The organism is Sulfuracidifex tepidarius (assembly GCF_008326425.1).
Classification (GTDB): domain Archaea; phylum Thermoproteota; class Thermoprotei_A; order Sulfolobales; family Sulfolobaceae; genus Sulfuracidifex; species Sulfuracidifex tepidarius.
This window is the reverse complement of record NZ_AP018929.1, coordinates 1,973,254-1,988,167: the sequence shown is the minus strand read 5'-3', so window position 1 is coordinate 1,988,167 and position 14,914 is coordinate 1,973,254. Positions and strand designations below refer to the sequence as shown.

Sequence of the window (14,914 nt, the reverse complement as noted above, 5' to 3'; positions counted from 1 at the left end):
AATTTTAAAAATAGGAAGAACTAATTTCATATATGAAAATAGCTTTCGTCATGATGGAGAGCATATATCCTCAGAGGGGCGGAATTCATGAACAAGTGTACCTGATTTCAAGGGAGCTAAGAAAAAAGGGAATTGACGTTGATATAGTTCCTTATTCCAAGAGAAAGGCAGACGAAAAGGGAAAGAGACTTCTCTGGCTTAGAGAAATATCTCCCACCTTTATAAAAAGGATAGTCGACGGAAAATACGACGTAATAATCTCAGAGACAGCGTGGCCCGTAATCCCTTCCCTTGTCTCCTCTAGGATGTTAAGGGTTCCTTGCTTTATTCATCTCCATTCTGTGGAATCAAGGCAGGACACGGGGCTGTCCAGCTTTGGAAAGAGAATAGTCTCAATTCTAGAGAGAATAGGGGAGATTTGCGACGTCACATTCGTTCCGTCCGAAACTGAGAGAACTATACTGAAGAAAGCAAAGATACTCCCTAACGTTATAGATGTAGAAGCGTTTAGCAACGCTAAGCCGGTTGAGTTAAAGAAACCGGCGGTAGTCTTCGTTGGGGGAATGAGTTATCCCCCAAATAAGGAAGCTGCGCTATCAGTAATTAAGATATCAAAAATTATAAGGGCTAAGGGAAAGGATGCCAATTTCTATCTTGTAGGACCATCTCCTCCATCTGTAGAACCTCCCGTCCACGCTACTGGGTATGTAGAGTCAACCGCACCATACATAAAAGCAGCAGACATCTGTATAGCTCCGTTAAAGAGGGGAGGAGGAGTTAAATTAAAGACACTAGAATATATGGCCTCAGGGAAACCTATCATTGCCAGTAAAATAGCTGTAGAAGGCATAGAGAAGATAAATTACGTAAATGCAGAAAGTGAAGAAGAGTTCGCAACCCGTATACTGGATATCTTAGAAAACAAGATAGATCTAGATTTTCATGAAAACATTAAATTTGTAAACACAAATCACTCTCCAGATTCAGCTGCATCAAAGATTATAGAAAACCTGAAATTCTTACCATAAATTCTTATATAATTAAGTCTTTCTTAAGTATTTTCTTTTGATTTATAAAAACTATATTTTATATCTTTTCAAAAAATAATCAGTTTTGATAATGTCATGTTCCGCTTTGGTCCGGATTCCTACTCACTGCCATCACTATTTTTGTTTAACAAGCGAAATCTTATAGCTAAAAAGTTATTTTAGACATAACTCTTAGAATTTTAGAGAAATTCTACTAATTTTTAGTCAATTTATTTTAAAATATAACGTTCTATTTAAAGACTATATTTACCCAACTTCAGTTGAGCTTATATAGAGGGTGCTGCCATTTTACTTCTAATATTTAAGTCCATTGTCTCTCTAATTTTATACAGGAGGTACTTATTCCTCTTAATTTTTTTTAGGAAAAAAAGTTCTTCGCTAAATTGATATTCTACACATTGATATTAAACATCAATACTGTTAAAAAGAGTATGTCTATTAAAAGAATTAATCTATATACTTTTACTCTCTATAGAAAGATCTTAGATAGTATTTGAAACTTATTAACGACAAGTTTCTACTGTACAGAAAACTAAGGCCAGATATACTGTTTTGTTAGAAAAAGTCCCGTATGATTTAGCTTTAATCTTTTTTACACTACCGTTTGGTCTATTTTTTAGTTTCAATAACTCTAATGTTCATAGAAAACCTTTTTATACAAGTTTTCTACTATAGAAAACTATGAAAAGGAGGGCTAGAAGAAATAAGATAGCTATAATTAAATCTATTTTGAGCGCCTCTATAAAAGAAACTCAGAAGACCTCTTTGATGTACGCTGCTAATCTGAATCATAAAACGATTACCGGTTATCTATCTGATCTCATAAAGAGCGATCTAATTATAGAAACAGGAAACAAGGCATTCCAAACAACGGATAAGGGCAAGATGATCCTCAAGAAGATAGAAGAATACGAAAGGCATATTCAAGAAGCCGAGAAAATAAAAAGCGTTATAGACGAGGTCCTAAACAAAGGTCAAAAAGCGAGAAAACCTCTTCCTGAATACGATTTTATTCGTCAACGAGAATGATTTATTTAATTTAACACTTTATCTTTTTTTAAGTAGATAAAAGCTAATTTTTGTTCTTATCTTTTTAATATAAAAGGGTTTTTATAGTAGTAATCTACTGTAATACCCGTGAAGCCAAAAATATCGATCTTAGTAGTTCATTTCAATTCAATGAAAGAACAACAAATTGTAGAGGAACATCTGAAAGCTCTAAGAAGTTTAGATTATCCGAATTACGAAGTGATAGCTCTAGATAATGGCTCAACAGATTCTACATACAAGTTTTTGAAGGAGAAAGTAACAGATTCACGATTCAAATTATTGAGATCTGACATTAATACTTTCTTTGGAGGAGGAAATAACATAGCCTTCAAAGCCGCATCGAAGGAGTCCAAATATCTATACCTGGTCAATCCAGATGCAGTCCCTAATCCAGATTCCGCAAATATTTTGACCGAATTGATGGAGAGCGATCCAAAGCTAGGTGCAATTCAAGGGAAATTTATAACGGGAAAAGGAAAGATTGACACGGGTAGATTCATCGCGGATGATGGAAACGTAATCAGATTACATACAGCGAACATGGATCCAAACAAGGAGAGTTTAGTCACTTACGTCTCAGGAGCCATGATGATGCTGAGAGGCGAATTTTCCAGATCTAGAGGATTCATATTCTACGAAGTTCCGTTTCTTTATTTCGATTCTAGTGTACTCGGAATGGAACTATATCATCATGGATACAAAGTAAAGTACTTTCCATACGAAACTGGTTATCACAAAGGAAAAGCTACTACTGAAGATGAAGTTAGCGATTTACATATAAAAATAAGTAGATTTTTATTTATAATGATAACTAATTCTAAATTTAGAAAATATATTAAAGAATACTTTATAGCCAATTATTTAAAAGAAGGTATAAGAAAGGCCATGGGGAAAAAGTTAGCATCTCCTAGTAACTATCTGAAGGCATTCAGAATGGCAATGAAATATAATAAAGAATTAAACATTCGTCTAGACATTTACAGAATCCCTCATGCAGAGTCTTGTTATAAGACTTTCTTCATGGACATGTTCTCAGCTGCTGTAAGACAGAGACTCATCAAGGGAAATTACAAGATAGTTGTACCTAATGAGAACGAAATGCCTTTTATTGAAGTCTAGAGATAGGAATTTTCTTGTTCTGTATTTTTATATGCAGGTATAGAATAGCTAATAAATTCTTTTATTTGTTTTACTTAACAATTTGATTATACATCATATAAATAGTTTTCATAAACAAAGAGAAAAGACAAATAATGCTATTGACAACAAGAACAAGGGACTTACCCTGAGTTAACCAGTACGATCTAGCCTCTCATGAATAAAGAAATAAAGATAACTAATGGTCTATTATAAGACCTTTCTTCACCAATTCCTTCTCTCCCAGTCTATACTTCCCTCTGTATTTCAGTCTCTTCCTAGAAATTTCGGTCAATTTACCGAGAAACCATGTTCCCGCCTTGAACCTGGTTACAAATAAACTGAAGTCCTTTCTGATTACTATATCTTTAATCATTGAACCTAGAAAGAAGAAAGCCATTTTTGGGAAAACCGAGAGCAGAAAACTCCATTCGAAGTTCTTCGTCACGAAATAAAGCCTCCGGCTCTCCAAGAGGAAGGCAAGCCTGAGCTTTCTCTCAACTTCGTCCGAACTAAAAGAGCCATGCTCATAATGAATTGCAGTTACTGGAATTGAAACTACTCTGTATCCGGTTTTCCATGCCCTGAGACTTAGATCAGTATCCGCATAACCGTAAAAATAGTCTTCATCAAATCCATTAAGTTTTAAGAATACGTCTCTTGGTACTATCATTCCTGCTCCCTTTGCATAGAGTATTTCTTTTACTTCTTGAGAAGTAAATCTTTGGTCTCTGCCTATTTCATGAGGGTATCCTAACTTATCTATTAAACCTCCTGCGCTATCTATCCTTCCGTCTTCCCTCATAAGCACTAACTGCAGTATGGAACTGTGATCTAGGTATTTTGATATATTAACGGAAAAATCAGGACTTAGAACAACATCGTTATCTAGGAAAACTATGAAGTCTCCCTTGGCATATCTCGCCACTCTATTCCTATTACCTGGAGGACCGTAATTTTTATCTAGGTATATCCATTTTATTTTCCCTTCTGCATCTTTATTTATTTTATCAAATGTTCCTACAAGAATCTCAATTTCCATTTCCTTATTGTCCAGAGAATCAATTAACTTTCTAAAGTAAGTGGTATCTCCATAGTTTATAATGACAATACTCATCATCAATTTAATACAACTAGATAAAGTGTGTACACAAATTATAAAAGATTTTTCCCTTATAAGAATTTATTTAAACTTGATATTAATTTTTGGATGAACCATCAAAGAGAAGGAAAATATATTTAAATAAAAATAATGATATACTTCTTCAACGCCCTCTTGTTATTTCATCAAGAAGAGTAAACACCTTTGCCTTAAATGTGTCGTAAGAGAATTCCTTAGCTCTTTCCAAGGATTTCCTGCTATAGGACATAAACTTCTCGTCGTCCATCATTATATCTAAAATGGAATTCGCCGCTTCTTGAACTGTGCTGTAAAGGACTCCATATTTACCGTTATCTGAAATGTCAATTAAAGACCCGGTTGCTCTATACATAACTGGAACAGCTCCTGTGAACATTGACTCCGCGACTCCCAGACCGAAATTATCGTTCCTCATGCAATGTAGAATTATCTTCGCACGACTTATTATGTCCCATTTATCTTTCTCGGAGACATCCGTCATAAGCTCTACGTTATCCCCTGCTAATTCCCGAAGCTTATTGAAATACTCTCTTGACGATCTCACCTTGTCTAGCCCGCCTATTATCGTGAATTTTACCTCCTTATTTTTCTCTTTCACAAGCTTAGCTATTTGAATGAATTCCTCCCAGTGTTTTGGCTCGACGTACTTTCCAACTCCTACTACCAGTTCCTCTTTTTCTTCATTAATCTTAGGAGTCCAAAACACATCAACTGGCGGATATATAACTGAACATTCGTAATTATACTCTCTCTTGATAAGGTCCTTAATGTAAGAGGAACTACATAACAAATGCTTCGAGTTGGCGGATTTCTGCACTAAGTTCTCAACAATATTAGCATAAATTCTTTTTAAACCCGATCTCCTTTTAATAATTTCCTCTCTAGACATTAAAGCAGAGGGAGGATAAATAATGTAGGATGCATCTAGTCCTACTGGTACATCAACATAATAGAGATTTAACGAGAAGTCAAATCTACCTATGATTTTCATGGCATTCAATAAGATGTAATCTATTGGTCCAGAGATTAATGGTCCGCTTATTATTGGAAGTGAGGAAGATTTTATGCCTTTAACTAATTCTACCATCTCATCAACTTGCGTATAATCGTCATTTCTAGTTGAAACTGAAACTATTTGTGATATCCCGTACTCTCGGATAGCTTTAATGAACGCTACCGCAGTTTTTGCTTCACTATTAAAGAAGAGAGGCGGTAGGACAACTAGAGACTTCAAATCCATTATATATCAATTTATCAAACACTTACATGTCTATAAATCTTCATATTCATTAACGAGGGATAATAGTATATATAACTTTAAGTCTCTATATACTTAGAAAAATTAGTTTACGACTTTAAAAGTATGATATAGTAACCAAATCAAAATAAGCAATATAGAAATATCTTCGTCAGATCTTAAAGAGCAAGAGAACTTCCTCCAGTATTGATGTCTAAGGCTTCCCTCTTCCTCACGAAACATTAGATCATTTGCCTCCCATGCTACGGAGCGTATGGACTTCTTTGCGCTACGCATTAAAATCTCGAGGCCTATGAAGATCTGAAATATAAAAATCTTGACTTTTAAGGTCTGATGAAGTATAAAAGAAAATTAGAGAATATTGATAAATACATCATAACTGCAATACGGTGTTTTCGCCTACAATGAATCGAGATCCGTGGAAACTGGACACTTTCTTCGATATTTTTGAGCTTTGCCCGATTATAGAATCTATTAATTGAACCCCGCTCACCTCTGATCTGTCAAGTAACAGAGAATTTGTTACTTCAGAGTCCCTAATTTTGCATTCATCACCTATAGAAGTATAAGGACCTATCATTGAGTTCTCCACTACTGATCCTTTACCTATGTAAACGGGGCCCCTAATGTCGGAATTAACCACCTTTGCTTGCGGAGAGATATATACTCTTCCGCGTATTTTAGAATTTTCAACAGATCCATTATTGTCTTCTACCAGGAAATTATCAAGTAATTTGAGATTTGCGTCCAATAGATCTTCAGGTGTACCCGTATCTTTCCACCATCCTCTTATAACATGGTAAGAGACACTCTTACCTTCATCTATAAGCTTCTGAATTGCGTCTGTAATTTCCAACTCTCCCCTCCAACTTGGTTTTATTTTATTTATTGCGTCAAATATGTCTGGAGTAAACGCATATACACCTACTAAGGCCAGATCTGAAATGGGTTCTTTGGGTTTCTCTACAAGTCTGATTATCCTGCCATCTTTTATTTGAGCTACTCCGAAACGTTGAGGGTTCTCCACTTGAGCGAGCAAAATAGATGCTGAGCCTTGAAACTTTAAAAGCTCCTCTAGTCCTTCTAGAATTACGTTGTCTCCTAGGTAAACAATGAAGTTATCTCCACCTACGAAATCTTCAGTTTTTTTCACTGCGTCCGCAAGACCCAGAGCCTCTCCTTGATAGATGTAAGTAATTGATACTCCAAACTTTGAACCGTCACCGTAGTATTCTACTACCTTTTCTGGGTGATTATTTCCGAGAACTATTCCGAACTCCTTAATTCCTACCTTTGAAAGCGCCTCTAGACCCCATTGAGATACAGGCTTCCCGCCAATCTTTATCAATTGTTTCGGACCAGTGTGGGTGAGTGGTCTTAGCCTTGTACCCTGACCTCCATGGAGTATTATTGCTTTCATGTAGGAAAGATAAATGATCTATATAAAAAGTTTTACCTTAATTCTTTACTTAAAATAAAAAATACGAGCTAATTCTATTGTGGATTTCTTCTTATTAGTACAGTGTAGACTAGGACTGCTATCGCAGCTATTCCAATGACAGAAACAAGTATGAAGGTGAAGTTTGAATTAGATTGATTATTAACTATACCATTTGAACTAGTAACGTTGAAAGGATCATAGGAAAGATTTAGGAATTTAGGAGAGTTCACCAAGATGGTATTAACGGTTGAATTTAACTGGAACAATGTTTTATCATAGCTAAGGAGAGGAGGTATCGTAACCGTTGAACCGTATGGTTCCCAGTTATTGAAGGAGTAAATGATACTTGTGGAATATTTACCGTATACTTGAACTAGATCCTGAAGCTGATAAACTGCGGAGATGTTCATAGGAGAGTTCACAATGAAACTCATAGTGTTAGAGCTTAACAAAACCATCCTTGTGGTGGAATTGATGTAATAAACCTTGTATAGAGTCACATTTGTCCCTGCATTCATCCATGTTACTCCGATGGTGGTGTTAGTCCCATTTACCATAGCTACTATTGATGGTTGTACATTCAATAGATATTGCTTTAAATATTGTAACTCTTCGGGCCGAGAGAAGTTTTGAGAAGGAACTATGTATCTCACCTTACCTTCATCGGCGTAAGCTGTCTGTGGTAAAACGTGAACTGTTGTCCCTACATTTATCCATTGAGAGGAAAACGTCATTTCAGTCCCATTAGACAACTGAACTTCTAACTGAACCGGAAACGTAAGCAAATATTGTACTACTTGTTTATCAGTAATATTCATTGGTCCATAAACTCCCACACAATATCTAGGATAATTTCCTTCGCTGAAATATCTATACGTAGCGTTTATTGGGTAAGAGCTCTCAATCATAAATTTCTGGCTTTCGTTAAACCATTGACCAGTAGTCTCATAGATTAGGCCATTAGATTTTATGAAAGTTGGAGAGGTGAAATTAACGTAAAACTGGTTCGTCTCATTATCATCGAAAGTGATGGGAGATGTTAACTTGAAGTTCCCGACTTCGTTTCCCCATATGATTAATCGTGATCCAACCCCAGTATACAGAGGAGAAGTTAAATTCAGATCATCTCCATAGTTATACCATCCTGTAGAAAGTTTTACGAGAGTCCCGTTCAGATACCCTGTAATATTATTAATGAATTTTTCATATACCTGATAATATGACAGTATTTTTATGTTAAGTGGTGAACCAACGTGAAAATAACTCTCTGGTACTCCGTTAACTAGAATTTCATAGGTATAATATCTGTAGTTAGAGCTAATATTTTCTATCAAAGGTAAATGAATATTGAATAAAAATTGGCTATCATACCAGCCAGACTTTATCGGGGCCTCTGGTAACTGTAAATTATATGTTACGTTCACGTAGTACTGCTGTAAATAGCGAGGAGTTACATAGGTCTCATAAAAATCTGATGTATTAAGAACAATTATAGTTGAATTACTGGAATTATAGAGCTCTAACACACCAGGAGTATTACTTTCTGCATTGCTTTCATTAAGGTCAATTGAATTTAAATAACACCTTGATACAGAATCTTTGTAAAAATATGTAGGAAAGGTTAGATTAACTACTTCACCAAATCCTTCATAGTACGTACCCGGTGAAACTAGTTTACCATTTATATAGAAAGGGTAGGGAGAGTAAATCCGAAGTCCATAACCTTCATAGGACACCGCGTTTACCGTGGAAAGCAATACCATGACTAATATAATAAATGATACTATAAATGATAAAAACACTATCTTTGTTTTCATATAAGTAATCATGAAAGACTTCATTAAAAAGCTTGTTCCAACTTTTAAATTCCTTCCAAATATGCTCTAATATATATTATCAATGGTTGAGGGGAATTGATTGCTATAGAAGAACGACCTATCTGTTGCTTCAAAAAATCCAGATTCTGGTATCCCGCATTAACGTATTTATTCATAAAGAAGTCTGGGGTAGAAAACACTATCAATTTGCCCTTACCTAACCTCTCCTGCGATATGAGCGCGTAATGCCCCGACTTGACTAAGGGGATACCCCCTAGTATTGGGTGAGGACTTGGAAACACCATACTGATCCCATGATAGTAAGCTACCACGTTCTCGGGTATTTGGTAAAATGATGTGTAATTTACATAAATTCCTGTAGTTAATAACATACTAACGTTCATCTTGCTCAATAGATCATTCAGGAAAGTCAGGTTTCCGGCTAGTATAAGGGTGTTCCCATCTTCCACATAGCTATATAGGTAACTCGCGTTGTAGCTTGGAGTCAACACCAAGTATATCATGGTGGTTTTAGATGAGTTCCCCAGCTCAGAAAATACCTTGGACATACCATAAGGCCCATTATTCCCTGGAGATAAATAACCATTTATTGGGAACTCAAATAAAAGAGTAAAAATACTTAAAATTATCAAGATTGATAAAATAATTACTTTAAAGTTCATCCTCGCCACCCACATATTTTTCAATTAAATAAGCTTTTTCCTGTTTCTTCCTCGTCTTATTCAAGACAATGTATATGAGTAAGATAATGAAGATTACCAAGAACCAGAAGGGGTTGTATAAGGTAGTCGTAGCTGAAACTATATGTCTATAATACAGATTAGATGGAACTGTATCCACGATAACCACTTGTTTCCCGTATATTAGAGTAAGCTTTGGTTTTATTGTGACATGAAATTCTCCATTCCTTACTATTGCTTCATACCTCTGCGAATCCACAAACACGTATACTTTAGTATCAACCGGAGCGGAACTATATGAAACGTGTCCCGTTAAAGTTATTGAACTTGGGACTATCCATTTGCTTGGCAAAGAAACTGTAACGCTGATGTTATACAAGTGTGGCGTAATGGAGACTATCTTAGTGTAAGGCGAATACATTCCATCAGGCAAGGCGGTAACGTTTAGGAAGTATGTTTCGTTAGTTAAGTTAGTGGGTAATGCAAAACGAATTGAATAATTATGGCCTACCATGAAGTATCTAGTTATATTATCGAATGATACTGATAAGGTCCTGAAATTTCCGCTTACATTTCCTTGAATTGTTATAGTTTCACCAGGGTAGATGCTCCCCCTTGGTGTTACATTAAATGTCATACTCGTTAGGACTACATTAGTAGGAAGATAGAAGGAACTAATATTTGGAAGATACCCTTTGTTACCTAGGTATTCTACCGTTATAGGAAGGGCTCTAACGTACTGAGTCAACTTAAGTGGGAAACTAAACTCTCCGTTATTTAATGATCTCTGAATTGAGATATTGTTAACATAAATTACTACTGATCCATTGGGAGATCCGTAAGAGGAGGTGATATTCCCATTAATTTCTACAGTATTATTAAATTCTAGCACAGTTGGACTAAGATGTACAGACACTGGATGGTACGACTTAAAAGAATAATTTTGAATTAATGACATTATTTTCTCGACGTAGTAAACCCTAGATGTAACCTTGGAGTTGAATTGATTTAAATCATAACTGAAAGTAGAGATCGAAGAACCTCCTAGTTTGTCAAACAATTGATTCGAATTGTAAATTAAGGATTGCAATGTAGATGTCATTAGATTATATTCGCGAAACATTTGTGAATATGAACTATTTGCGGTCTTAAGGTCCCCATTATGCAATAAACTGATTGTCTGATTGGCTAAAAATTGGACTTCTTTAGATTCGTTAAGATAAAGTAAGAACTCTCCATAAACGAGATAGGCTTCACTTGTTCCCTGACCTAAGTTAATGTTTATTTTATACGAATCATAAGATGAATTCTGTAATATATTACTTAAATCGATAAAGAATGGATATGCAGAAGGATCGCATAAATGAGGTGAATCTTCCGTGACAGTCTGTAAAGTAGATGGTACGTACACTGAACTAGCGAAAGACAGAACTGTAAATAATACAACTAAAAGGCCTAGAAACTCTGGTTGCTTGAAGAATTTGAAATAATTTGTTAGATAAACAATGAAAAATGCTGGCAAAGAGAAGGAAATCAAGTATATCCCAAGTAGTGGCTCATTTAAGAGGGTCTCAAAGATTATTACTAAAAATCCTGCAATAGAGAGAATAGCGGAGTACAGAACCAGAATTAACGACTTTAAAGGAGTATTTACTTTTCTAAGCAAGAATTCTTGTAAGGTTATACCTGATATAGCTAAAGCGATCAATAATAATATATACACATTCAACACCTCCAATTTCTGAATAAAAAATTAATCCAGATGTGCTTATAAAGATCTTTCGTCGCTTTCTTTATTTTGCAATATTATAAATGTTTTTATAGACAAAAAGAAAGGCGTTTAATAGAAATACCTCTACTTAACAGATACATTTGACGTCAAGAGAAGCTTTTCTATTCTCTTCAGCATAGAGGATAAACCAGCTACGAGCGTTCCTTGAACGCCTACTATTGTCAATATAGCTCCCATCAACGCGTATCCATTATGATATATTCCTGTTAAAATATATAAAATGAAAGCGTATGACAAAGATATCAAGCCTGGTACAATGAAAATTCCAGCAACTATAGCGTAAAACACTAAGGGATTTTGGAATCTCATCATCTTGAATAGGTACAATACGATCTTTAAACCATCCCTAAAACTTGATAATTTAGTCTTTCCTATTCTCTCTCCGTAAGATATGGGGACATATGCTATTTTACCGAAACGTGCCATCTGGGAAGCAATTTCTACCTCTATTTCAAAGCCATTAGATCTAAGATCTAGTTTCTTTGCTATTTCTGTTTTAAGGATATACATTCCTGAGAGAACATCCCCCACGTCTTCAGAAAAAGCCATTGCAAACAATTTATTTATAACCCAGTTTCCGAATCTATGGAGAGTCCTTATTCCTCTTTTACATCTCTTTCCTATGACTTCCACATAATCTGGCGCGTGGTAAAGCAACCTATCCAAGTCTGAGGCAGAATATGTGCCGTCAGCGTCCATAAACGCAATGAAGTTTGTATCTACCTTATTTATAGCAGTTATAACGGCTCCTCCTTTACCTGAATTAATCTGCATCACCACCTTAACTCCCTTAGACTCAGCTATTTCCCTCGTTCTGTCTTTGGAATATCCATCTACTACCAGAATATTACTGTATCCATGAGAAAAAAGATCATCTATCACCTTACCTATAGCATCTTCCTCGTTTAAAGTACAAAGAACCACAGTTACATCTTCTTTACTCACTCTAGGGAAATTGTCTTCCACAGACGTCCTGCTCAATCCCAGTTACCAAATAGAACTAGCTCCTTCAACTTATAAATTCATGAGTATTGAAATAATTTACTATCTGTACTGATTTCCAGGTATTATCTGTATTAGTAACTAGTTTAAATACCCCTACTTTTTATAGACAACAAAGGAACAAGACTCCTCGCTGGAAAGGAAAAGAAATCAAGGTTTGATAACACATTACGCTTCGCGGGCGCTAGTATTATTTAAGAGTAAAAGGACTAATTACACCGCTACAACAGTTTAATCGTTATATAATGTAGTATAATATTATTGAGTGTATTATCTAATTCCTACACAATAACTTTTTAGAGGAAACTCTTGGGTGAAAACATATCTAACTAACTGTCTCCCCGTGCCTTACAATAAGCCTTAGTTTCATTAGTTCTTTCTCGTTTACTGTGACTCCTTTAATATTCCTCCTTTCGGCTATAATAGAAGGAAATTTTGATACGAACCAAGCGAAAGCCCTTATCTTAGTTTTTGCCAAATGATATTTCCTTCCGTATATATCCTTTAGTATTGATCCAAAGAAATAGAATAAGACGCGAGGAACACGTTTCAAAAGAAACATAGAGTCAAAGTTCTTAAATATGAAATAAAGCCTTCCGCGTTCTAGAAAATGAGCTAATCTAGTTTCCCTTCCCTTGTTATCTTTCGAAAATGAGCCATGCTCCTTATGAATTACCCTTCCGAAAGGAAGAGCTATCACCTTTATCCCCATTTTTCTCGCTCTGTAACAAAGATCGGTCTCTTCGTAACCGTAAAAGTAAATTTCGTCGAAAAGTCCTATTTGATTCAAGGTATTCCTAGACATTCCCATAGCAGCTCCCTTAGCATAAAGCACTTCTATTTCCCTGTCTATCTTAGACTCTTCCACGTCCCTGTTTAATTCTATAGGATATCCCAAATCATCTACTAATCCACCTGTTGCGTCTATCACGTGATTAGGCCTCACTAACTTAAGTTGAACTACAGAATCAGGATTTTCTATTAGATATGAGATAAACTTTTCCAGAGTATCATGATCTACTTCAGTATCATTATCTAAAAAAAGAATAAATTTACCTACAGAATTCTTAATACCTAGATTTCTGCAGAAAGCAATTCCTTTATCTTCATTTATTTTTAACAGTCTTATCCTTTTATCTTCAAATTTTTGTTCTACGTCATCAATAACTATGACTTCGAAATCTTTGAAAGAGGAATTTAAGAGAGAATCTATAAGAGGCATTAGATTTTCCTTTCCCTTTACATTAATAACTATAATACTCAAGGTAACGCTATTGTCGGAAGCCATTGATCTATGTACCTCAAAAATAACAGTAACTTAGCACTTTATTAAGAGTTTCCCTATAATTCCATTACTATAAAATTATTAGATAAAATAAATTATATCTCATATAAAATCTTTTAATATGTTAATTATTTTTTTCTATAGTTTTTTGGGCCACAGTGTTGTAGTATTCCTCTATTTCAGCTAAAACTTTGCTGTACCTAAACCTCTCTGAATACTGTCTAGCTCCTTTTGACAATAGTTCAAAAATTTCATCATTTTCTATCTGCTTAAATAAATTGGAAATATCAACTTCATTGTCTTCACCCCTTATGCTGGATACCCCAGGAGGGGCAGCGTATTCCTGTCCTCCATGTCCGACTATCATGCAAGGCTTACCCATAGCTTGAGCTTCAATTAACGTGATTCCAAATGCCTCATAAGGTCTGGGATTGATCAAGGCTCTGCATTTACTTAATAGCTCTATTTTTTCTTCCTCTGTAACGCTTCCTACATATTTCGCATTAATACCAGTTTTATGGATGAAAGACCTCACTTCGGTCCCCAAACCACCGTCTGGACCAGCTATGATAAGTGGCCTACTCACCTTCGACAAAGCGAAACCCTTCAGCATTTTCATAACGTTCTTTTCACTGCTAACCCTTCCTAAAAAAAGGTAATAGTCGTCTCCTTTACTTTTTACATCGAAATAATAGTCCTCAATACCGTTGGGTATTACTACAGAATCTACCTTAAATTTCTTCTTTATTGTATCCCTCTCAAGTGGTGTTATAGAGATAACATTGTAATTCTTCATTTCTTTACCTAGGAAAGAATCCACAATTTTATAGTAAATAAAAGTGAATTTTCCTATCTGTTTTCTCGAATAAAAAGGAGAGTGTGGTTGAAGTATCTTAGGAACTTTCATAGAACTTAGTTGAAATACATGAGGATGTCTCCAGACATGTACATGAATTAAATCTGGGTTAAGGTCGGATACTATTTTCGGTAGAAGCGAACTATAAGAACCGTGACTCCATGTAAACTTAGGAGGAAGCCTAATAACCTCAACTCCATTTATAATTTCTTTTTCTTTATAAATATTACTTTTGTCTCTGTCTCTATTGTATGTAACTACGACTACCTCATGGCCTTTTTCCTTCATGTATTCAGAAATTTTCTGTACTACCTTTTCTACTCCTCCTAGAACGGGGTGATAGAATGGAGCTACCTGTATAATTCTCAACTTAATACAAAATTGC

General features: G+C 35.3%; 13 protein-coding genes. 4 read left to right on the top strand and 9 right to left on the bottom strand.

Annotated features, from left to right (window positions below; genetic code table 11):
* Positions 1-32: 32 nt before the first annotated feature.
* The 3 genes from IC007_RS10270 (at position 33) to IC007_RS10260 (ending at position 3,218) form a co-directional block, all read left to right on the top strand.
* Positions 33-1,028: a glycosyltransferase family 4 protein gene (locus IC007_RS10270; RefSeq protein WP_149528721.1), complete on the top strand. Its 996-nt coding sequence runs from the start codon at positions 33-35 to the stop codon at positions 1,026-1,028.
* Between the two features lie 702 nt (positions 1,029-1,730).
* Positions 1,731-2,078, top strand: a complete 348-nt coding sequence (gene sso10a / locus IC007_RS10265) for an Sso10a family chromatin protein (RefSeq protein ID WP_054846370.1) — start codon at positions 1,731-1,733, stop codon at positions 2,076-2,078.
* Positions 2,079-2,186: 108 nt separating this feature from the next.
* On the top strand, positions 2,187-3,218 hold the full coding sequence (locus IC007_RS10260; protein WP_054846369.1) for a glycosyltransferase: 1,032 nt from the start codon (positions 2,187-2,189) through the stop codon (positions 3,216-3,218).
* 217 nt (positions 3,219-3,435) lie between these two features.
* On the opposite strand, the gene IC007_RS10255 is transcribed toward IC007_RS10260, so the two are convergent.
* The 6 genes from IC007_RS10255 to IC007_RS10230 all read right to left on the bottom strand — a co-directional run bounded on the left by IC007_RS10255 (position 3,436) and on the right by IC007_RS10230 (position 10,654).
* Positions 3,436-4,392, bottom strand: a complete 957-nt coding sequence (locus IC007_RS10255; RefSeq protein WP_502708103.1) for a glycosyltransferase family 2 protein — start codon at positions 4,390-4,392, stop codon at positions 3,436-3,438.
* A gap of 109 nt (positions 4,393-4,501) precedes the next feature.
* Entirely contained in the window at positions 4,502-5,617 is a 1,116-nt protein-coding gene (locus tag IC007_RS10250; RefSeq protein WP_054846367.1) for a glycosyltransferase, read from the bottom strand.
* Positions 5,618-6,008: 391 nt separating this feature from the next.
* On the bottom strand, positions 6,009-7,055 hold the full coding sequence (locus IC007_RS10245; protein ID WP_149528719.1) for a glucose-1-phosphate thymidylyltransferase: 1,047 nt from the start codon (positions 7,053-7,055) through the stop codon (positions 6,009-6,011).
* Positions 7,056-7,129: 74 nt separating this feature from the next.
* Entirely contained in the window at positions 7,130-8,893 is a 1,764-nt protein-coding gene (locus IC007_RS10240) for a hypothetical protein (protein ID WP_149528718.1), read from the bottom strand.
* Positions 8,894-8,937: 44 nt separating this feature from the next.
* The gene (locus IC007_RS10235) at positions 8,938-9,576 is read right to left on the bottom strand and encodes a hypothetical protein (protein WP_149528717.1); all 639 of its coding nucleotides are present in this window, start codon (positions 9,574-9,576) and stop codon (positions 8,938-8,940) included.
* Complete coding sequence (locus tag IC007_RS10230) at positions 9,566-10,654, bottom strand: hypothetical protein (protein ID WP_162302178.1); 1,089 nt, start codon at positions 10,652-10,654, stop codon at positions 9,566-9,568. The genes IC007_RS10235 and IC007_RS10230 overlap by 11 nt, the downstream gene beginning before the upstream one ends.
* Before the next feature lie 445 nt (positions 10,655-11,099).
* On the opposite strand from IC007_RS10230, the gene IC007_RS10225 reads away from it, so the two are divergent.
* On the top strand, positions 11,100-11,339 hold the full coding sequence (locus IC007_RS10225) for a hypothetical protein (RefSeq protein WP_149528715.1): 240 nt from the start codon (positions 11,100-11,102) through the stop codon (positions 11,337-11,339).
* Positions 11,340-11,449: 110 nt separating this feature from the next.
* Here IC007_RS10225 and IC007_RS10220 read toward each other — a convergent pair whose 3' ends face one another.
* From IC007_RS10220 to IC007_RS10210, 3 genes are all read right to left on the bottom strand, one after another.
* Positions 11,450-12,373: a glycosyltransferase family 2 protein gene (locus IC007_RS10220; RefSeq protein WP_054846362.1), complete on the bottom strand. Its 924-nt coding sequence runs from the start codon at positions 12,371-12,373 to the stop codon at positions 11,450-11,452.
* 340 nt (positions 12,374-12,713) lie between these two features.
* On the bottom strand, positions 12,714-13,676 hold the full coding sequence (locus IC007_RS10215) for a glycosyltransferase family 2 protein (protein WP_054846361.1): 963 nt from the start codon (positions 13,674-13,676) through the stop codon (positions 12,714-12,716).
* Positions 13,677-13,797: 121 nt separating this feature from the next.
* Positions 13,798-14,898: a glycosyltransferase family 4 protein gene (locus IC007_RS10210; RefSeq protein ID WP_149528714.1), complete on the bottom strand. Its 1,101-nt coding sequence runs from the start codon at positions 14,896-14,898 to the stop codon at positions 13,798-13,800.
* Positions 14,899-14,914 lie beyond the last annotated feature (16 nt).